The organism is Microbulbifer mixtoriginis (SeqCode) (assembly GCF_052466865.1).
The window spans coordinates 1,753,584-1,773,520 of the sequence record NZ_CP174293.1 but is presented as its reverse complement, the minus strand read 5'-3'; the positions used below and the strand labels follow the sequence as shown (position 1 = coordinate 1,773,520).

At 49.8% G+C, this 19,937-nt stretch carries 19 protein-coding genes; 3 read left to right on the top strand and 16 right to left on the bottom strand.

Features of this window, described 5'->3' with window-relative positions; translation table 11 throughout:
• Positions 1 to 133: 133 nt before the first annotated feature.
• From ACJJJA_RS08115 to leuC, 6 genes are all read right to left on the bottom strand, one after another.
• Positions 134 to 3,562, bottom strand: coding sequence for a motility hub landmark protein FimV (locus ACJJJA_RS08115; protein ID WP_444904278.1), 3,429 nt, complete (start codon positions 3,560 to 3,562; stop codon positions 134 to 136).
• A 197-nt stretch (positions 3,563 to 3,759) separates the two neighbouring features.
• Entirely contained in the window at positions 3,760 to 4,755 is a 996-nt protein-coding gene (locus ACJJJA_RS08110) for an Asd/ArgC dimerization domain-containing protein (RefSeq protein ID WP_444904277.1), read from the bottom strand.
• A gap of 190 nt (positions 4,756 to 4,945) precedes the next feature.
• A complete protein-coding gene (asd, locus tag ACJJJA_RS08105; protein WP_444904276.1) occupies positions 4,946 to 6,061 on the bottom strand; it encodes an aspartate-semialdehyde dehydrogenase in 1,116 nt (371 codons plus the stop codon).
• Between the two features lie 87 nt (positions 6,062 to 6,148).
• On the bottom strand, positions 6,149 to 7,207 hold the full coding sequence (gene leuB / locus ACJJJA_RS08100; RefSeq protein ID WP_444888918.1) for a 3-isopropylmalate dehydrogenase: 1,059 nt from the start codon (positions 7,205 to 7,207) through the stop codon (positions 6,149 to 6,151).
• Positions 7,208 to 7,237: 30 nt separating this feature from the next.
• On the bottom strand, positions 7,238 to 7,885 hold the full coding sequence (gene leuD, locus ACJJJA_RS08095; RefSeq protein WP_444888436.1) for a 3-isopropylmalate dehydratase small subunit: 648 nt from the start codon (positions 7,883 to 7,885) through the stop codon (positions 7,238 to 7,240).
• Positions 7,885 to 9,333 carry a 3-isopropylmalate dehydratase large subunit gene (gene leuC, locus ACJJJA_RS08090; protein ID WP_444904275.1) on the bottom strand — a complete coding sequence of 483 codons (1,449 nt, stop codon included), beginning with the start codon at positions 9,331 to 9,333 and terminating at the stop codon, positions 7,885 to 7,887. The genes leuD and leuC overlap by 1 nt, the downstream gene beginning before the upstream one ends.
• Positions 9,334 to 9,487: 154 nt before the next feature.
• Here leuC and ACJJJA_RS08085 point away from each other — a divergent pair, with 154 nt between their 5' ends.
• From ACJJJA_RS08085 to ACJJJA_RS08075, 3 genes are all read left to right on the top strand, one after another.
• Positions 9,488 to 10,360 carry a LysR family transcriptional regulator gene (locus ACJJJA_RS08085; RefSeq protein WP_444888434.1) on the top strand — a complete coding sequence of 291 codons (873 nt, stop codon included), beginning with the start codon at positions 9,488 to 9,490 and terminating at the stop codon, positions 10,358 to 10,360.
• Between the two features lie 209 nt (positions 10,361 to 10,569).
• The gene (locus ACJJJA_RS08080) at positions 10,570 to 11,307 is read left to right on the top strand and encodes a TIGR04219 family outer membrane beta-barrel protein (protein WP_444885614.1); all 738 of its coding nucleotides are present in this window, start codon (positions 10,570 to 10,572) and stop codon (positions 11,305 to 11,307) included.
• 237 nt (positions 11,308 to 11,544) lie between these two features.
• On the top strand, positions 11,545 to 12,597 hold the full coding sequence (locus ACJJJA_RS08075) for an NAD(P)H-dependent flavin oxidoreductase (RefSeq protein WP_444904274.1): 1,053 nt from the start codon (positions 11,545 to 11,547) through the stop codon (positions 12,595 to 12,597).
• Between the two features lie 106 nt (positions 12,598 to 12,703).
• On the opposite strand, the gene ACJJJA_RS08070 is transcribed toward ACJJJA_RS08075, so the two are convergent.
• The 10 genes from ACJJJA_RS08070 to ACJJJA_RS08025 all read right to left on the bottom strand — a co-directional run bounded on the left by ACJJJA_RS08070 (position 12,704) and on the right by ACJJJA_RS08025 (position 19,838).
• Positions 12,704 to 12,973: a VOC family protein gene (locus ACJJJA_RS08070; RefSeq protein WP_444885616.1), complete on the bottom strand. Its 270-nt coding sequence runs from the start codon at positions 12,971 to 12,973 to the stop codon at positions 12,704 to 12,706.
• 146 nt (positions 12,974 to 13,119) lie between these two features.
• Entirely contained in the window at positions 13,120 to 13,863 is a 744-nt protein-coding gene (locus ACJJJA_RS08065) for a sporulation protein (RefSeq protein WP_444904273.1), read from the bottom strand.
• A 184-nt stretch (positions 13,864 to 14,047) separates the two neighbouring features.
• Entirely contained in the window at positions 14,048 to 14,386 is a 339-nt protein-coding gene (locus ACJJJA_RS08060; RefSeq protein WP_444904272.1) for a hypothetical protein, read from the bottom strand.
• Between the two features lie 171 nt (positions 14,387 to 14,557).
• Positions 14,558 to 14,929 carry a VOC family protein gene (locus ACJJJA_RS08055; protein WP_444904271.1) on the bottom strand — a complete coding sequence of 124 codons (372 nt, stop codon included), beginning with the start codon at positions 14,927 to 14,929 and terminating at the stop codon, positions 14,558 to 14,560.
• A 377-nt stretch (positions 14,930 to 15,306) separates the two neighbouring features.
• Positions 15,307 to 15,831: a P-loop NTPase family protein gene (locus ACJJJA_RS08050; protein ID WP_444904270.1), complete on the bottom strand. Its 525-nt coding sequence runs from the start codon at positions 15,829 to 15,831 to the stop codon at positions 15,307 to 15,309.
• A 421-nt stretch (positions 15,832 to 16,252) separates the two neighbouring features.
• Complete coding sequence (locus tag ACJJJA_RS08045; protein ID WP_444904269.1) at positions 16,253 to 16,768, bottom strand: hypothetical protein; 516 nt, start codon at positions 16,766 to 16,768, stop codon at positions 16,253 to 16,255.
• Positions 16,769 to 17,200: 432 nt separating this feature from the next.
• Complete coding sequence (locus tag ACJJJA_RS08040) at positions 17,201 to 17,668, bottom strand: GNAT family N-acetyltransferase (protein ID WP_252085148.1); 468 nt, start codon at positions 17,666 to 17,668, stop codon at positions 17,201 to 17,203.
• 748 nt (positions 17,669 to 18,416) lie between these two features.
• A complete protein-coding gene (locus tag ACJJJA_RS08035) occupies positions 18,417 to 18,806 on the bottom strand; it encodes a hypothetical protein (RefSeq protein WP_444904268.1) in 390 nt (129 codons plus the stop codon).
• A 170-nt stretch (positions 18,807 to 18,976) separates the two neighbouring features.
• Positions 18,977 to 19,339, bottom strand: a complete 363-nt coding sequence (locus tag ACJJJA_RS08030) for a hypothetical protein (RefSeq protein WP_252085146.1) — start codon at positions 19,337 to 19,339, stop codon at positions 18,977 to 18,979.
• A 187-nt stretch (positions 19,340 to 19,526) separates the two neighbouring features.
• Entirely contained in the window at positions 19,527 to 19,838 is a 312-nt protein-coding gene (locus ACJJJA_RS08025) for a hypothetical protein (RefSeq protein WP_444904267.1), read from the bottom strand.
• Positions 19,839 to 19,937 lie beyond the last annotated feature (99 nt).

Here is a 19,937-nt window from a genome sequence, read left to right as displayed (position 1 = left end):
CAAAGTCGAGGAGAGCGTAAAAAAGCAAAATCCAACTATCTGGATACAAACCGGGGGAAACCGGGAATTCTCCGACAAAATAAAAAAACCTCGCATCCAGTGCGAGGTTTTTTCAGGCGGAGTTGAGAAGCGCTTAAACCATGCGCTCCAACAACTCCTCAGCGCGACTCTTATGCTCGCCGCCGCCATCTTGGGCCACTTCTTTGAGAATATCCTTGGCGCCCTCTTTGTCACCCATATCCATATAGGCCTGGGCCAACTCCAGCTTGGTACCCATCTCATCGCCGCCTTCGAGTAGGCTCAGTTCGGAGTTGAGATCATTTTCCAAGTTGAAATCCAAGCCGGCAAATTCAGACTCGGTTTCCTGCTGCTGAGAGGCAACAGCCTCATCCGCTTGCTGCTGGGACTCTTGCTCAGGGAGTCCCTGCGCTTGGTCTGCCATAGCCTCCAACCCCAAGTCACTTTCGAGGTCCAGACCGGAAGACAGATCCCCATCGGTGGACTCGTCAATTAGGGCCAGCTCCTCCTCGAGAGAAAACTCTTCTTCCACTGAAGCCTCATCGAGAGACAGCTCCTCTCCAGTCGCTTCCAGAGAGGCCATATCAAAATCGAGATCCTCTTCCTGGGGCAGGCTATTGGGCACAGTAGTATCCGCTACAGCGGCGCCATCTTCACTCTGCAGAGATTCAGTAGAGGCAAGGTCCCCGGCAATATCATCGAGATTAATACTATCGAGGTCCAGTTCCCCATCGAGCTCTGAACCAATCATATCCAGGTCACTCTCGGAGAAAGTCTCCAGTGAGAGCTCATCTTCGCTACCCGCGCTGGACGTAATATCGAGATCAGTCTCCAGAGAGTCCAGTTCCTGGGCCTCAAGGCTCTCCTCAATTGCCAGGGCCTCATCGGCTTGAGGCTCTTGCTCGGCCTCTTCCATCATGGAGAGATCCAATTCGAAGTCCAGACCACCAATGGAACCACCGGACTTCGCCTTGTCAGCCGCCACTGCAGCCTCTTCGGGCTCCGCTACCAGCTCGTCGGCACCCACCTCATGGCTCTCAGCGCTATCCAGCGCCAGGGAATCAAGATCCAATTCTGAGGTATCGAAATCAATTGGCGCCAAATCTGACGCATTCTCGGCGGCAACTTCCTCTACTGGCGAGTCTTGCAATGCCAATTCCGAAGTTTCACCTGTATTCAGATCGCCGAGATCCAGCTCACCAAGATCGAGGTCGTCGAGGTTTAGTTCTTCATTATTGTTGGACGCCAGCTGGGAACCATCCTGCTCGCTGTCAAAAGCACCATCGAGATCCAGGTCATCAAGGTTGAACTCATTGTCCAGATCGAGGGATTCGCCCGCCTCCAGCGCAGGTTCTGTAAAACTATCCTCCAAATCGAGAGACAGTTCTTCAGAGGCTAATTCGCCATCTGCTTTCTCACTATCCAGCTTCTCACCATCCTGGGAGAGGTCCATGGTGAGGTCGTCAAGCAGTGAATTGTCGCCATTAAAATCGTCTATAGAGGACTGGGCCGGTTCTGCTGCGGAGAAATCCTGATCCAGTGCAGCACCGATATCATCCAGTTGCGCCGCTTCCAGAGACTCGCTGGAAAAATCCATCGCCGGGGCTTCAAAGTCTGGAGCATCAGCAATAGTTTCACGCAGGCGCGCGGCGCGGTCGGCCGCAGGGCCATCGCTGATAGCCAGCAATTGGATGTAGTGATCGTCGAACTTCTCAACGTCCTGATTGTGGGCGTAAACTTCCATCAACATCAGGCGTGCATCTACCACCTGGGGATCTTTTTCCAGGCCCAGCAGCAATTTACTTTCTGCCTCTTCGTACTGCCCAAGGGACAGGTGAATCTCGGCCTCGGAGATGGGGTCATCGGTGCCCACATCACCCAGATCGCCGAGGTCGAAAGCGTTATCGGCTTCCATGCTCTCTACGGCAGCCAATGTCTCATCAGCTTCAGCGGTCTCTTCCGGCATCACCTGCAGAGATTCCTCTGCGGCCAACTGTTGCTCCAGTTGCTGCTCTGCTTCCTGCTCAGCCTGGCGACGACGCCAAGTAAAGAAGCCAAACAGGCCCACTAGCAAACCCGCGGCACCGATGCCGACCAGTTGCATATTGTCGCCAAGCTTCTCCATCAGGCTGGGCTCGGGCTGGGTCTGAACAGACACTACGCGATTGCGCGACTGCGGTTCAGTTTCAGCGACCTGCGTATCATTCTGTTCTGTTGCGTCATCCAGAGCCTCAGCGGCGAGGGACTCGTCCAGCTGCGTCTCATCACTCCCCAGCGTATTATCTGCCAGTTCAGCGCTGTCAATATCACTGGTATCAAGAAGCGGATCAGACAATTCGGCTGCGGCTTGCACCGCAAGCATCTCCTCATTGGAAACCTCTACCAGGGCCTCCATGGTATCGATCTGCTCATCGAGTTCGGCGATACGCTCGCGCAGCTCGGTATTTTCCAGCTGCGATTTATCCAGCTCTTCCTCGGCCACCGTCAGATCGCCTTCCAGCGCCTCGCTGTCTTCTGCACCGCTTCCGGAACCCGAAATTACAGACTCATTGTCGCCGGGCGCAGTCAGGCTAACGCGCCCCTCAACCTCATTGCTGACAATGCGTTCTTCCTCTACCGGGCGCGCATCCAGCGGCGCACCCGTGGCGACTTCCTCAACACCGCTGCGTTGGCGCCAGGAATCATTCTGTTGGGCGACCTCGGAGATTGCCTCGGTGAGGCTCAGGCTGCGCAGATCCTCACTGTTTGGCAGACGCAGCACAGCACCTTTTTTCAACAGGTTAATATTGCCGTTGATAAAAGCTTCCGGGTTCAGGCGCTGAATCGCCAACATAGTTTGCTGAACGGAAAAATCACGACTCACACGATTTTCCAGGGCGATCTCCCACAGGGTATCGGCAGAGGAAACCGGACCGTAAACTTGGCTGCTGTCGCCGCTATCTGTGGCAGCGCGCTGCGGCTGACGGCGCACAGGCTCGGGCTGTTGCGCCGCCGGTGTTTCTGCGGGCTGCTCCACTTCAGGCTGGGCAACCGGTTGCTGGGCAGGCTGTACCGGGCGCGGCGCGGGCCTCTGCACCTGGGTGTCGCGGCGTACCTGCTGGCGCTCGCGCTCAGCGGCGCGCACCGGCTGTTGGGCGCTGTTTGGTGAAAACGCCGGCAGGTCCATTAAAAGGGTGTATTCACGCAATAAGCGGCCACTGGGCCAGCGGGTTTCCACCAGGAAATTCAGGAAAGGCTCGCGGATTGGCTCGCGGCTGGTAATACGGACCACCGGCTTGCCACCAGAGTAATCCACATCAAAACGCAGTGAAGTGAGTAGGTAAGAGCGTTCCACACCTGCGCGGTCAAATTCATCCGGCCCCGCGAGGCGCACTTTGATCTCAGCATCGTCCAGGCCGCGGGTTTGCAACAGGCCAATTTCCGCATCGAGTGGCTGATTAAGGGTGGAGTTGAGTTTGATCTCCCCCAGTCCGAGCGCCAGAGCCGCATTGCTTCCCAGTGCACCGACTAGACCAACTGCAAGTGCCAACTTACGCACACGCATATCCGATTCCCTTTATTGTTAGAATCTTCCCAGGGCATCTGAAAAGCGCGCCTTCAGAAAATCCCCATTACTGAACAGTAATCGTTCGACTATTTGACCGCCGTGCAGGCGGCCACCAACCTTGGCGATTATTTCGCCATTTGCAGCCGGACCAAAGTTAAGATAACACCTTCACTATGGCGGCTAAGTATTAAGTATCAGTAGTTTTTTAGCAACAAGTGAGCAATTTGTGCACAGTTCATTGCAACGTCTTTGCGCAGATTATCCGACACCGCACAAAGATTTATCTGACGCTTGCCCAAAAGGCTTTGGCGCAGGCGACCGATGATTGTCACGTCACTGCCCACAGCGTTTTCCGCCGAGGGTTGCTCTGCCAACTGAAGGCGCACACCATTGGCTAACAATGCGCGTATTTTTTCCAGGTCCACGTCTTCGCGTAAAACGATACCCAAATTGGCCAGCTGTCCGTGAAACACAGAAACGGTGTTAATGCAGGCATCCACCGCGACGTTATCGCCGAGCAAACGGCGCAAATCGTGTATCAACGTCAATTCGCCGAGCGTGTGGCCACTGACGAGCAGGGCTTCACTGGCACTGAGCTGATTAAACGCGAGGCGGTGCCCAATGGCGGGGTCGACTTCCGCTTCCTGACCGCTGAACATACGCGCTGTCTGCGACGCTGTAGCATCGATGGCGGCTTTCCCCAGTGCGGATACAGGCTGATTGAGTTGCACCTGTACACCCTGCAGTTGTTCTGCCAGTGGAAATAGCGCTTCGGCTACCATGGCCGCACCGGCGCTGGGCAATGCCACCAGACGACGCTCTGCGTTAGCCAGTTCCGCCGCATTAAATGCCGGATGGATCAGGGCAACGCTCTCATCGCCGTGGGTATTGTTGGCCGCATCCACCACCCAGGCACCACTGTTTTCAGCGCTGGTCATCGCCGCGTTAATGACATCGCTGGAGTCCAGCAAAATCACCACCTGCCCCTCAGCAAAAGCGAATTTTTCCAGGGCTTGTACAGAGATACTGCGATTGGCGAACACCTGGGGGTCCACTTCGCGCTCCTCGCTCTCCAGCAAACACAGCTGCTCGGCGGTAATAATTTCCCGCTCCTCCAGGATTTCAAGCAGAGGGGCAAAGGCGGCGTTATCAACACCGACGATGACCAATTCGCGGGCGGCTTCGGACATGGCTATTCACTTCGTTGAGTTGGAAAGGAAAAATGAGGGGGCGATTATACCCGTGGGGAAAAATCGAAAAAGCCGCTATGACAACCAGTAGCGGCTTTTTACTTGATGGGGTTCACAGCTTGGCAAAATGTCCTCTATTAACAAGTGCTGCAATAAGCGCCTCCAGATAACTTATACCAAACTGTACCAGTTACAGCTTACCCAGCAAAATCAGCAATATACGGCGCAGCGGTTCTGCCGCCCCCCAGAGTAATTGATCGCCCACAGTAAAGGCATTCAGGTACTCTGGACCCATGCTTAACTTGCGCAGGCGCCCCACCGGAATATCCAGCTTGCCGGTAACCGCCGTAGGCGTCAGTTGTTGCAAAGTGGCTTCACGCTCATTGGGTACTACATTGACCCAATCGTTAGCACTGTTCAGCAACTGCTCGATTTCTACCAGCGGCAAATCCTTTTTCAGCTTCACGGTAAAGGCCTGGCTATGGCAGCGCATCGCGCCGATACGCACACAGGTGCCATCTACTGGAATTGGGCTCTGGGTTTGCATAATCTTGTTGGCTTCCACCTGGGCCTTCCACTCCTCACGGCTCTGGCCATTCTCCAACTGAGTATCAATCCAGGGCAACAGGCTGCCGGCCAGAGGCGCGCCAAATTGCGCAGTGGGGAAATCTGCCGAACGCATGTCCGCAACCACCTTGCGATCGATATCCAAAATGGCGCTGGCAGGGTTTTCCAGCTCTGCTGCCACGCCGTCGCGGATCGCACCCATCTGTGTAATCAGCTCACGCATATTCTTGGCGCCGGCACCGCTGGCGGCCTGGTAGGTCATGGCACTCACCCACTCCACCAGACCGGCCTTGAACAGTCCGCCCAGAGCCATCAGCATCAGACTGACAGTGCAGTTGCCGCCGATAAAATTCTTCTGCCCGACAGCAATTGCGCGGTCGATCACATCGCGGTTGACCGGGTCCAGTACGATTACCGCGTCTTCCTGCATACGCAAGCTGGATGCCGCATCGATCCAATAGCCCTGCCAGCCGGCCTCGCGCAGGCGAGGGAAAACCTCTTTGGTGTAATCACCGCCCTGGCAACTGACAATGGCATCCAGCCCTGCCAGCGCATCAATATCGTAGGCATCTCCAAGTGGCGGCAGATCGCGGCCAATATCCGGCGCCTTGCCGCCAGCATTAGAGGTGGAGAAGAAAATCGGTTCAGCGATATGCGCAAAGTCGTCCTCGGCGCTCATGCGTTCCAGTAATACCGAGCCGACCATTCCACGCCAGCCGATAAAACCTATTTTCTGCATTGCTTTGTCCTGTTAGTGATGTGATCAGCGTGCGCCACCGAGAAAGCGGCGCGATAGTAAAAAAGGTAAATGTGTGACGCCACGCGCTTACAGCGCGGCGACAACAGCGGCACCCATCTCCGCCGTGGAAACATTACGGCAACCTTCTGTGTAAATATCAGCAGTGCGCAGCCCCTGTTCCAGTACCTCACTTACCGCAGCCTCAATGGCATCCGCCGCCTCCCCCATATTCAGGGAATAACGCAACATCATCGCCGCAGACAGGATAGTGGCCAGGGGGTTGGCAATGCCCTGCCCGGCAATATCCGGGGCGGAGCCATGACAGGGTTCATAAAGGCCAAAACCATTTTCGTTCAGGGAGGCAGAAGGCAGCATCCCGATAGAACCGGTGAGCATGGCAGCGGCATCGGAGAGGATATCGCCGAACATATTGCCGGTTACCATCACATCGAACTGCTTGGGAGCACGCACCAACTGCATCGCGGCGTTGTCAACGTACATATGCGACAGCTCCACATCCGGATACTCCGGCGCCAGGCGGTCCAGCACTTCGCGCCAGAGCACGGTGACTTCCAATACATTCGCTTTATCGACGGAGCAGAGCTTGCCATTGCGCTTTTGCGCCGCTTCAAATGCGGAGCGCGCGATACGCTCGATTTCCGATTCGCTGTACACGTAGGTGTTGTAACCCTGGCGCTCACCATTTTCCAGGGTGCGAATTCCGCGGGGTTCACCAAAATAAATTCCACCGGTGAGTTCGCGCACAATCAGAATATCCAGCCCAGCCACCACTTCGGGCTTGAGCGAAGAGGCGTCGGCCAGTTGCGGATAGAGAATGGCCGGGCGCAGATTGGCATAGAGGCCGAGCCCGCTGCGAATTTTCAGCAACCCCTTTTCCGGACGAATTTCACGCGCCAGGGTATCCCACTGGGGCCCACCGACAGCGCCGAGCAATACCGCATCACATTCGCCTGCGGCCTTGAGCGTTTCGTCGGTTAGGGGCTCGCCATGCGCATCGATGGAGGCACCACCAATCAGACCCTGCTCAAAACTAAGGCCCAAATGGTATTTACCGGATACGACCTCCAGCACTGCCATGGCCTGTTCAACAATTTCCGGGCCAATGCCGTCACCCGGCAAAATCATCACTTTCTTTGTCACAGGAGTTTCCTTTAATTATTGAACCGCATCGAAAAGCCACGGGGCTTTTTCACGTCGGGCCGACTCATAAGAGCGGATATCATCAGCGTGCTCCAGGGTCAGGCCGATATGATCGAGGCCATTGATCAGGCAGTGCTTGTGGAAGGCATCTACCTCAAAGGCAATCGCCTCACCACAGGGCTTATGTATATGCTGCTGCTCAAGATCGACCGTAAGCGTGTAACCTTCCTGCGCGTGAGTTTCCTCGAACAGGCGGTGCACGACTTCTTCTGGCAAAACGATTGGCAGCAACCCATTTTTAAAGCAGTTGTTAAAGAAAATATCGGCAAAACTGGGTGCAATGATTGCACGAAAACCGTGGTCTTCCAGCGCCCAGGGGGCGTGCTCACGGCTGGAGCCGCAGCCAAAATTTTCCCGCGCCAGCAGCACCGAGCCACCCTCATAACGGGGGAAGTTCAGAGGAAAATCCGGGTTGATCGGGCGGTTCGAGCAGTCCTGGCCGGGAAAACCCTCATCCAGATAGCGCAATTCATCAAACAGATTGGGGCCGAAGCCAGTGCGCTTGATAGACTTCAGAAACTGCTTGGGAATAATCAGATCCGTATCCACATTGGCGCGATCCATGGGCACTACGAGGCCCTGGTGCTGGGTAAATGCTCTCATCAGGCCATCTCCTCTTGCGCTTGCACTGGTGCCATCTCACGCACATCAACAAAGTGTCCGGCAATCGCCGCCGCAGCTGCCATCGCTGGGCTAACCAGATGCGTGCGACCGCCGTAACCCTGGCGCCCTTCAAAGTTGCGGTTGGAAGTGGAGGCGCAGTGCTCTCCAGCTCCTAATTTGTCCGCATTCATTGCCAGACACATAGAACAGGAGGGCTCGCGCCACTCGAAACCGGCTTCGACAAAAATTTCGTGCAGCCCCTCGCGCTCCGCCTGGGCCTTGACCGCCTGGGAGCCCGGTACAATCAATACCTGCTTAACACTGTCGGCCTTGCTGCGGCCCTTGGCTACAGCGGCTGCTGCGCGCAGGTCTTCAATACGGGAATTGGTACAGGAGCCGATAAAGACGCGGTCGAGGCGAATATCACTGATCTTCTGCCCGGCACTCAGCCCCATATACTCTAAAGCTCTCAGCATGCCGGTACTCTTGGTGGCATCGGTTTCGGCGGCGGGGTCCGGCACACTGGCGCTGATGGGCACAACCATTTCCGGCGAAGTCCCCCAGCTCACCTGGGGCTCAATTTCCTCACCTTGTAGTACTACAACCTGATCAAAATCCGCATCGTCATCGGAGTGCAGATGACGCCAGGCCTCAACTGCCCGATTCCACTGTTCGCCTTTTGGCGTGTAGGGCTTGCCTTTCACGTAATCGAGGGTGATCTGGTCTACCGCCACCATGCCCGCGCGGGCACCGGCTTCGATGGCCATATTGCACACGGTCATGCGACCTTCCATGGACATCTTGCGGATGACTTCGCCACCGAACTCAATGGCATAGCCAGTACCACCGGCAGTACCGATCTTGCCGATAATCGCCAGTACCACATCTTTGGCAGTAACACCGGGAAGCAGAGTCCCATCCACACGCACCAGCATATTCTTCATCTTGCGCTGGATCAGGCACTGGGTGGCCATTACATGCTCCACCTCTGAGGTGCCAATACCGTGGGCCAAAGCCCCCAGAGCACCATGGGTGGAGGTGTGGGAATCACCGCATACAACCGTCATTCCCGGTAGAGTGGCGCCGGTTTCCGGGCCAATCACATGCACAATACCCTGCCCCGGCTCGTTAATACCGAACTGCACCACGTCGAAATCCCGGCAGTTCTCATCCAGGGTCTGCACCTGAATACGGGAGATATCATCGCGGATACCACTGACACCGGCGGCGCGTTCAGCGCTTTCGGATGGCACATTGTGATCAGGAGTAGCGACCAGGGAGTCCCTGCGCCAGGGTTTGCGGCCAGCCAGGCGCAGCCCTTCAAAGGCCTGGGGGGAAGTCACCTCATGAATCAGATGACGGTCGATATATATCAGTGCGGAGCCATCGTCACGGGTCTTGATCAGGTGGTCCTGCCAGAGTTTGTCGTAGAGTGTTTGCCCTGCCACAGCCGTTCCTCTCAATAATTGTGACCCCGAGTCTAACTAGGCCTGGAAAATAACACCAATTTATATTTATTATTCAATCTATTCCTTTATGGAATTTGAACTTTACTCTGAGGCGCTACCGTGGCCAGAGTTCCCTTATTAGGAGGTATACCGATTGGAAATTCAGTGGTTGAGGGCATTTCTGGCAATTGCCGAGCAGGGCTCGGTATCCGGGGCTGCAGAACAGCTGCACCTGACCCAGCCCGCGGCTAGTAAGCGCCTCGCAGCCCTGGAGCAGCAGTTGCAAGCCCCGCTGTTTGACCGCATCGGCCGGCGCCTGCAACTAACCGATGCCGGGCGCGCCTTACTGCCCCGTGCCCGCCATATCCTCAACGAAATCAGCGATACCGAGCAAGAGTTGCGCGCCCTGGGCAATAATGTCAGCGGCAGCCTGCGTATCGCCACCAGCCACCATGTGGGCCTGCACCATCTGCCGCCAGTGCTGAAGGAATTCAGCAATCGCTACCCACAGGTTGCCCTGGATATCGACTTTGTAGATTCTGAGCAGGCCTACGAAGCCCTAATGGCCGCCAAGTACGAACTGGCCGTAGTTACCCTGGCCCTCAAGGATTACCCCCACCTAAACGCACAAGTTATCTGGCCAGACCCTTGTGTGGTAGTGGCTGCACCCGGCCACCCACTCACCAGAATCCCTGAGCTGGAACTGGCTGACCTAGCCAACTACCCCGCGATCTTGCCGGATCTCAACACCTATACCGGGCGGCTGATCAAGCGGGAGTTCGACGCCCTGGGCTTAAAGCTCACCGCCAAGCTCGCCACCAACTTTTTGGAGACGATCAAAATGATGGCCTGTGTCGGACTGGGCTGGAGCGTTTTACCCCAAACCTTGGTGGATGAGAGTTTGGCGGTTTTACCGGTAAAAAAATTGCAGGTCCTGCGTAACCTCGGCGTAATCAGCCATCGTGGCCGCACGCTCAGCAATGCTGCCAGCGCACTGCAGCAGATGCTTTTTGAAGCAAACTCGTGAATTTCTATTTGGCAATTGGTTGATCGAGATTCTTTATAATTCATGCCACTTTTCTGACATGACTTCACACTTTTTCAAGGAAACAGAAACATCTTATAAACGTCAGCTCGCTCTATTGGCCGACAAATTTGTAAAAATGTGCAACTTACAGCAACAGAAAAAAAATAACCCTGTACACTCCGCGACAAATTTATCACGGAGAGAAGCTCATGAAGAAATCTGCTATTGCACTGTGCGCCCTTCTCGGCAGCGCTACCGCCAACGCGGATACAGTTCTCGGTTTTGATGCCAGCATCGGTGCCTGGCTGCCAAATTACAACGGGGATATTGGTAAAGATGATTTCAATGTAGATGAGCTTTCCCTCAGCGAGGACCACATCACCTTTATCCAGGCCGCACTGGAGCACCCGATCCCCTTAGTACCCAATATCATGCTTGCTCACAGCAATATTGATACCGATGGCAGCGCTGAACTGCAAAGCACTGTGACTTTCGACGATGAAACCTTCCAGATCGGCGCAACCATCAACACCGATCTCGACCTCACCCATACCGACGCCACCTTCTACTACGAAATTCTGGATAACTGGGTAAATCTGGACTTGGGAATTACCGCGCGTAAGTATGACGGTGAGTTTACCGCCATTAGTGAAGACCGCGCCGAAAATATCCAGCTAACTGGCTACCTGCCAATGGCTTACGGAATGGCCCGGTTTGACTTGCCATTTAGCGGCTGGTCCATTATTGCTCAGGGCAATGGCACAGCTTATCGCGGCGATACTCTCACAGATTTCACTGCAAAAGTTCGCTGGGATTTCGTACCTGCTGTGGACCTGGCGATTGAGGCCGGCTACCGCGTAATGACCTTAAACCTCGATGAGCTGGATGACCTGCAAAGCGATATTGAAATCAAAGGGGCCTATATTGGCCTCAACCTGCACCTGTAAGCCCAAGCCCTGAATCATTCACATCGATTCGCAAATTACTTCCGGCACGCTATAGCTAGCGCGCCGGAATTCCCCTAAGGTGGGTTCATAATTTCGCCCCTTGAGATACCAGAATGCGAAGCACGAACCTCTCTCAACATCACCGCTTAATATCCCGCTAGGTATTCCTGAGGGCCGCAGAAACACAGTAAACTCTCCAGAGTTTCCTTTGAGCATGAACAGCGAGGCGAGCGGGCAGTGCAACCTTTTCTGCAAACACTAGGAATTTCCCACCCCATTCTTCAAGCACCAATGGCCGGTGTATCTACCCCTGAATTGGCTGCGGCCGTCTCCAATGCGGGCGGACTCGGCGCCATCGGGCTCGGCCCCTACTCCCCGCAAAAAGCCGCCGAAAAAATCCAACAAACCCGTGCACTTACTCAGCACCCTTTCAACGTCAATGTCTTTTGTCATCAACCCGCAGTTGCAGATGCCCAACGTGAGGACACCTGGCTCAATTTCCTGGCTCCATATTTCTCAGAATTAGGGGCAACACCTCCACAAACATTACACGAACCCTACCCAAGCTTTCTTGGTAACCGCGAGATGCTTGAGATGCTCCTGCAGGAAAAGCCCGCAGTGGTAAGCTTTCATTTCGGATTGCCCGATCAAGCCACAATCAATGCTTTAAAAAATGCTGGTATCACCCTGATTGCCACCGCTACAACCCCAGAGGAAGCAAAATCCGCAGAAGAAGCGGGAATGGATGCCTTAATTGCTCAAGGTATAGAAGCCGGTGGCCATAGAGGGGTGTTTGTACCTGAGGAAGACCGGGAAATAGGTACACTCGCTTTGGTTCGCCTGCTTTGCTGCCAAAGCAACCTGCCTATTATTGCTGCAGGAGGCATTATGGATGGAGCCGGAATACATGCGGCTCTTTCCCTGGGCGCCAGTGCTGTGCAAATGGGAACCGCATTTATACTTTGCCCAGAGTCCGCCGCTGACGAAAACTACCGAAAAGCACTTAAAAGTGAGCACGCCCATAACACTGCTGTTACTGCGAATATCTCTGGGCGCCCTGCTCGCGGTATCTCCAACCGCTTTTACACTGATCTAAACCACAACGCCCCGACAAGACCTGATTACCCAATCTGCTACAGTGCTGGCAAAGCGCTCGCCAACGCTTCAAGTACAGCAGGCAATGATAGCTTTGCCGTGCAATGGGCCGGCCAGGGAGCCCCTCTATGCCGGGCACTACCCGCAGCAGAGCTGATTACTACCCTGGTGGCCGAACTGGAAGCCACAAAATAAGCTGAAGGGCATCAGCGGGAAAAGATCGCTATCTTATTTCCATCCAGATCGTGGAAATAAGCCCCTCAGAAGGCTCCAGGGTCTCTATGGCCAAGTTCACCTTCGCTCACAGCACCCAAGCTAAGAGCCATAAAATACGATCAACCTCCTTTTTATTTTCGGCTTTAAGAGCAACCATAGTGCCATCACCAAAGTTGGCAGACTCATTATTGAAAGGCACAGTGAGCGCGAGTTTCGTAGAGGCGTTGAGAAATTCCCAAAAGACCACTCTACCAGACGCATAAATTTCCTTACCCCCAAGTAAGCTAATTAACCGACCATAAAAACTGCGAGCCTGCTCCAGGTTATTGGCACCAAGTGAAATATGTGAAATCACTACAATCACTCCTGTTTAGGGTAATTGACGTAAGATATTGTTTTTAGGAGCAGCGAATCAAAATATAGCCGGGCTATTACCCGGCAACATTTGGTTTATTGTTGATCATCTGAGGCTATCGCCCGAAAGTTACATAACAATCGAGGTCAGCGGGAGAGAATTGCCCCAACCGCAGTTTGAACCTCATTATCACTGGCATTGATACCGAGGCAGAAAGACCGATATTCATCACCGCTCCCGCCAAATCTACGGTCAATCTCGGCCAGGCAATGCACCATTTCACCATCCAAAATAAATGAAAGTTCTATTTCCTTCGCCCCGAAGAAGCCACCGCCCTTAAATTCAATTTCTTGGTAGCACCCAGATTTAGAAGAAAAAGCGCCCCCATTCAAATAGCCCTTTTCAACATCTGTCTTCACCAAATCAAAGCCTTCGCTCTCAATCATTGCAATAATAGACTGCACCACCGGCAAGGGCTTTATTTCCAGATAATCTCGATCCTTAGGATCAATGGCAAAATCAATATCCAGTGCCGTTTCCAACCAAACCCGACACTGATTCTTTCGAGCCACCAATGCAGTGATGGGTGTCTCATCGTTTAGTTTGAATTCAAAGGGAATCTCTCTACCCTCACCAGCACCAATGGTAAATGGCTCCATAATTCTTACAGCGCTCAAAATCATGTTGACATGGCTAGTACCATTGTCATTTTCAACTTTCACTTCGGTACAAAGCTTTAAGTTAATAGCTTCAATCGCCTGTTCAATATCACCCCCCTGAACATGGACATTCCCCGTGATTAGCCCTCCCTGAAATACACTCGCGCTTTCCAGTACCGTATCAACCTTAACCGCACCAATTCCCAGAGAGGCCTTTAACTTCTGCAACATAATTTCTACCAACAATTAAAACTCATCGACCAATACTAAACACAGCACCTACGATAAAACAAGTAGGATCACACAGGTGGAGCACAGCGACAGAAAAAATCTTCCTAAGCCTAATAATGATTACTCTGCATATTCACTTAAATAAATAATCTCTCTACCAAGAATAGAAACCAATGGAAAACTATCATCTACTAATAAAACCGATCATCAGGTAAAACAAACTATCAACAACTATCACAACCAAGAAAACGAAAAAGCTATATAAAAATGACCGACCCCAAGATAAATCAAATTGCAGACGCAGCATAAACAAAGGCACGATAAAATACAAAAGCGCTAGCGGAACCAAAAAACGCTTATCAACTCCAACTATCCCAACTCCAATATTGGCCAATAAGATCAACAATGCCGGCACAAGAACAAAAGCTATAGATGCAAACCCATCCAACCCTCGATTTTTACCCCGCTCAAGGAACTTTAACAAGATAAAAACCACACCTGCCGATATCAATACCTGAAGCATAAATTTCTCCACCTATGTATTTAAAAGCAGCAAATTGACTGGCTCTTAGCGCACCACAATAAACCCCAATATACATTCGAAAAAATCACTACGGACAATAAAAACGCAGGTAAACCTTTCACATTTATGGACAGTGTGTTGAGTTCACATTAACCCCACAAACAGTAGCATTTAGTCCGCAGAAGATACACGGATAACATGACCATCAGGATCCTTAACCAAGAAGGTCTCGCCAAAGACATCTGTATATAAGTCTTTATATATGTTTATCCCAGCATCAGCCTTCCACTCTTTATAAAGCTCTTTCACTTCGTTATCAGTCTCAAGATTAATACCAATCTCTGCAAATCTTGGAGACTCATGCTCTGGAGCCTCGCCACCTGACCAAATAGCAAAATCCGCAACCCCATCAACCTTAAAAACTACATATCTAGGGCTTACAAAGTAGGGTTCAAAATTAAATAAATTCTGATAGTATTCAGTAGAGTGCTGTATATCCGAAACATAAATTAACTGCAAATTGGGCTTCCTGATCTTTATCATGAATACACACCTTTAGTTGTGATTTCAAAACATCCGAAATAAACATGTAACAGACAATTCTGTATTAAGCGTACTATAAATACAATGTATACTCTATCTAGAATTATATAGAAATTACATAAAAAAGGGCTCGTTAAATCAACATTTATAAAACATAAGTTAAGATTCAGAAAATCCAAGCAATCGTTTTCATTAATTTTATAGGTTTCATCACTTTAAAATTCGAAAACTGATAAATGAATACTCTCACTGACAACCTCAGGCCTACCCACAGATGTCGCTTCAAACTCAACCAGAAGCCTACTGAAGGAAAAAATTTTTGATACTTTCAGAAAATCCGGATATAGATATTTTTGTACCACATTACTAAATGTGATTTATTGCACATTTTTCTCAACGAAGCTATTCAACTCAGAAATCGATCGAATAACATACAACTTTTTATTTGCCGATAGCTTTTTCAACCTTTGTAAAAATCTATCATTCCAAAATTTTGGGCAGAACTTTAATATTTTGTAGCTCTCAAGCGTTCCCTTTAAAATGGAACTCCCTTTAGGCCAGCCTTCTGGTTTCTTAAACATTCCTATAAAGAGCCGCTTCGTCACCAACCAATAGGTAACAAAGTAAGGTAAATCTATATAAATAAGCGTATCGGCTTCGTCTAAACGCCTATTAAAAGAATCCAATGAGCTTATTGGCCCAAAGCCTTCAATAATCCACTCTTCGGAAGCGAGAATGCTCCCGTGAGTCTCTTCATAGCTATGAAGATCTACCTCTTGACCACTCTGCTGATATAAAATGGAATCCAAAGCATACAATTTTATACCCGTTACTGACGCTAGCTTTTTACCTAAAGTAGATTTCCCATTAGCTGGCTTGCCAAAGATTGCTATTTTTTTCATTCCAGTTCCTTCATCTAGTGCAACCCCCAAAGGCAGAAACAAAAAACCCGCCTCTTTGGCGGGTTTGATAAATTAGCAACACATCAACAATCCCACCATTCTTATGGAATGATAAGAATAATTCGAGCAGTTAGTTGCGTTGAAATTGTATTCATTTAATCATCTTGATTTAAGCATCACTCAATGTCAACCGCTTGCCTGATAAAAATACCTCACCGGACTGCTCTTTGGTCACCTTCCCTCTAGGCATTGGAGATACCAGCCTAAAAACTAAGAAATAAACAACCACTAAAAACGGTGTCAGTAATTTCTTAGCTTATAGCGTCAATATAGTTTGTGGCATAATTTTGGCGACTTTATTGTACCCTTTACAATAAAGTCGCCGAGCTTGGAATCACGATTGATGCTGTTAAGAATTTTCTTATTCCGAGAAAGCTACTGTTTTGTCAACCAAGCAGCCATTAACAGATTTGGGCTCATTAAGTTTGTCAATAAGCCAACACTCTTCATAGATTGAACAATAACAGAGCTCTATACCTATAAATTTATCGGTTTCGCCAAGTTTATCTGATTCTTTGCCTGTATATGATAATGGCTTAACCGTATTTTGTGGCGACAGTATTCTATTGCTAATGTGTGATTGAGTAATACTAGGTAAATTTGGAATGTCATTCCAAAGTTTGATAGGCTCAGATTTGTATTGAACTATCCCATACTTAATTACAGCAGGACCATTCCCACTATTCGTTACACTATACTCAAAACGTGTGGTGTTAAAATTACGATGTATTTCCAATCTTGGCCAAACAGAAGCTCGAGCATAAGCACGATCTACATAAGCAGAATACATGCTAACTATAGCCGTAACGAAACTAATTAATAGAGCTGAGAAAGCAACAACCATCTCAGGTTTTTTGTACCACTTCACATTATCCATGCATTCATATTCCTAAACTTTGGCTCTATCAGCCACATAGCCAATTAACATTGCCAACAGGAGCAGCCAGACCATTTACGGTCAAAGCGGGCTGATCAACCAACTGGCTCCCTGCCAACCATTTTTGACTGGCTACAGCCTGGTAAATTTGCAGGGTAAAATAGCATATTTTCCTTACCAGTTAACTATCTGATTAGCACTCCACAATGGAGCATCAGGCTTGTAGGACTTATTGATTTAAAAGAAAGGCACTTGAATGAAACTGCACTAGCAGTTTGAAGGAAAACTCTCTGGGGAAATGTACTCAGGTAGAGATTGAAGCTTGCAGCAACTACAATCCTTCCAAAAATTGACCGCCACTATAACCGGCATTCTAAATACGTGCTATAGCGCAGCGGAAGCATACTTCAAAATATCTGATTCATTGCCTTGTTATACGGTGAGCTCTCTCTCCATTACAAGGACTTCTAAGCCGCAATAAGTAACTTTTTCTATTGGATTCCAACCCAAACAACTATAAAGACCGCCGTCTAGATGCTCCGTTTGGAGATAGAGCTTCGACACACCAAGCTGTTCTGCTAGTGAGATGATTCTGTCAATGATTGCTTCTGCGATTTTCTTTCCGCGATGGGACTTGGAAACATACACACCACCGAGCCAATGTTCCTTTTCTGGGTAAATAGTCATTTCACAATATTTCAACTGTGCCGCACCCAAGATTTCTCCTGAATCAACTGCTATAACGAGAAGTGGTATTTTATCGGTGTTTAGGTAGTCAGAAAGCGATTCTCGAGTTTTAGCCAGGCTATTGCTTTCCCTTAGGTAACCCCATTCCGTAAAATACCACTCCGCAACAATTGGTAGCGCTTGTTTATTCTCGGCTAGCAGTTGTAATTCCATCTCTCAACCTTTCGTTTGCAGCTTGCCACATAACATTCACATGCGGTGGGTGAAGCGAAGCATAAGCCGTTCGCCTGCGATAGCGGCGAACAACATGCCCTCGTTAACTGATTTAACACCCACCATCACCACCCCCTCCATCTCCAAAACCTCCAGAATCACCTCCGCTAAAGTGACCGTCCGAGCTAGAGCCCTGAGTTACTCCAAGCTTCACTATAAACCACAGTACACTAGAAATTAGGAAGCCCGTAAATACTAACGGAGGAAACCTTCCCCCATTGAGTAGACGCCTACCTTTTGAGAATTCCCAATTGTTTAGTCATAAATCTAGGGAAGTTAACTGTACTCCATAAGGTGAATTTGAGGAGCACAAGCAGTTGATAAATGTGGAAGGCTGGGGAAATAAAACTTCCCATAAGACATACCAAAATTGCAGCCGCAAATATAACCCCAAATGAGCGACCTCTTCGACAAAAGCTAAAGAACTGGCTTTCCTTATTTGCCATTAATAGTGTGTCTTAATCCTTGAGCCGAATTAAAAGATCTCATATAAATCTCACAATAGAGCCAGTGAGGTACCTCTAAGAACGAATCCACACCAGAATATTCAGCTTTAATCCAATGCAACACTCTTAATTTCCCTTAATTTTAATGTGACACTAAACGACGGCAAAAACCAGCACCACGATTTATGGCTAGTTTAGAGTGGAACAGAAAACCAGTCCGACAACATGCATTGTTAAGTGGTTCACTCAAGTGCAAGGTCATTTGATTTACCGTAAGCACCACACAGGCAACACATTTCTGGATACCAAAACACTCGTAAGAATGGAATATGCCCTTCAATCTTTTTTAGCTCGAAAGTAGAAACATACTCAGTGCCTCTTTCTTTTAAATGAACTCTTTTTGAATATTCACCGAACTTATGCTCAGAATTTTCCGGATAGTATTCTATAGTTGCTTCAGCTCCGTAATTTAAGCCCTCAGCATTCATAGAAATAGTCGCCTGGAATGTATTCGATGCAATCTTTTCTACTTTAATGAGCTTATCAAACTCAGACCCCATTTTAGGAGCGGTACAAGCAAACGCCAAACTAGAAGCAACCAGACATACAAGAGTGATTAGAAATCGATTCATAGCTATTCACTTAACGTAAAGCCAACTTGCGCGGGTGTTCTGGTACGAAGCCGGTTAGCACAATAAAGTTATTACTTTAGCACTTAAATCAAAAAACCCCTCAAACCCCTTACGCCTGGTTCAACGCCTCGTTATGCGCCTTTCCACTACCGCACACAATACCATTGCCACTAGCGATCAGGGATATCACCAAAAAAACCTATTACACAAGATACTTTTCCTTGCCCATCTATTTCTGTTACATCAAACCCAGCCATAAGTAACTTGCCTTCCTGATGTATAGCCCAATGGTAGCGATGAAACCCATGCTGAGAATCTACTCCGCTAGTTCGAGAGTAAACCGCACCTGGAAGCTTTGATTTCACTTCATGGACATTTTTTTCAAATCCATCAATACCAGAGACATCAATGGACGGATCAACAAACCGGACATTGTTACTTAGGGCATTTTCAAGGTGATCGCGCACTTTGGTAGAGTCAGGCTCGTTCCATGCCGCCAGCATATAGTCGAGCGCTTCTGGGTAGTCTGCCATATTTTCTTTCTCAAATATCTAGAAAAATTCAGGGTTCAAAAAACGTGATCGCATAACGTTTTGCTCAGCAGGCACCGGAAAGTGCTACCGTAGCGTACAGCACAAAACGCCCAGGGTGTAGGTGATCGGATACGGTAACTTGTTATGTACTGTGGATAGCCAATAATAAATCAAAAGCATTGCTTTCTTAGCTCCTTAAATAGTTCTTTGCCTTTTCATTTAGTTTACCTTCATCCCGGCCACAAACTTCGATATAAGGTGAATTTATGTGTATTGCTTTAATAGCTCGCTGCCGAATTACTTCTAATTTTGGGTTAGCAATCTCACAGGCCTCAAAGTAATCCCAGCGTTTGTAGTCAACATCATCCTTGATCCATGACTCAAGGAGATTTGCAACCTCCTCAGGCTTCCACTCAACCAAACGCACCTTCCACTTCTTAAATAAGTAGAAGGCAATAACGGCCAAGCCACCTAAGCCCAGCCAATATAAAATGCTCATACTGATTTACGCATAACGCCTTGCTAAGGGGCTGCCGAAACGCAGTGTAGGCTGTCCCACGGAGCCCGTGTCTTTTGCGGCCGGAGTGTACTTGAGCAA

Coding starts and splice junctions, on each gene's coding strand:
- ACJJJA_RS08025 (WP_444904267.1), bottom strand. CDS start 19,838: ATGAGCATTTTATATTGGCTGGGCTTAGGTGGCTTGGCCGTTATTGCC.
- ACJJJA_RS08065 (WP_444904273.1), bottom strand. CDS start 13,863: ATGTTGCAGAAGTTAAAGGCCTCTCTGGGAATTGGTGCGGTTAAGGTT.
- asd (WP_444904276.1), bottom strand. CDS start 6,061: ATGCAGAAAATAGGTTTTATCGGCTGGCGTGGAATGGTCGGCTCGGTA.
- ACJJJA_RS08050 (WP_444904270.1), bottom strand. CDS start 15,831: ATGAAAAAAATAGCAATCTTTGGCAAGCCAGCTAATGGGAAATCTACT.
- ACJJJA_RS08060 (WP_444904272.1), bottom strand. CDS start 14,386: ATGCTTCAGGTATTGATATCGGCAGGTGTGGTTTTTATCTTGTTAAAG.
- ACJJJA_RS08035 (WP_444904268.1), bottom strand. CDS start 18,806: ATGAATCGATTTCTAATCACTCTTGTATGTCTGGTTGCTTCTAGTTTG.
- ACJJJA_RS08115 (WP_444904278.1), bottom strand. CDS start 3,562: ATGCGTGTGCGTAAGTTGGCACTTGCAGTTGGTCTAGTCGGTGCACTG.
- ACJJJA_RS08045 (WP_444904269.1), bottom strand. CDS start 16,768: ATGGATAATGTGAAGTGGTACAAAAAACCTGAGATGGTTGTTGCTTTC.
- leuD (WP_444888436.1), bottom strand. CDS start 7,885: ATGAGAGCATTTACCCAGCACCAGGGCCTCGTAGTGCCCATGGATCGC.
- ACJJJA_RS08055 (WP_444904271.1), bottom strand. CDS start 14,929: ATGATAAAGATCAGGAAGCCCAATTTGCAGTTAATTTATGTTTCGGAT.
- leuB (WP_444888918.1), bottom strand. CDS start 7,207: ATGATTTTGCCGGGTGACGGCATTGGCCCGGAAATTGTTGAACAGGCC.
- ACJJJA_RS08040 (WP_252085148.1), bottom strand. CDS start 17,668: ATGGAATTACAACTGCTAGCCGAGAATAAACAAGCGCTACCAATTGTT.
- ACJJJA_RS08110 (WP_444904277.1), bottom strand. CDS start 4,755: ATGTCCGAAGCCGCCCGCGAATTGGTCATCGTCGGTGTTGATAACGCC.
- ACJJJA_RS08080 (WP_444885614.1), top strand. CDS start 10,570: ATGAAGAAATCTGCTATTGCACTGTGCGCCCTTCTCGGCAGCGCTACC.
- ACJJJA_RS08030 (WP_252085146.1), bottom strand. CDS start 19,339: ATGGCAGACTACCCAGAAGCGCTCGACTATATGCTGGCGGCATGGAAC.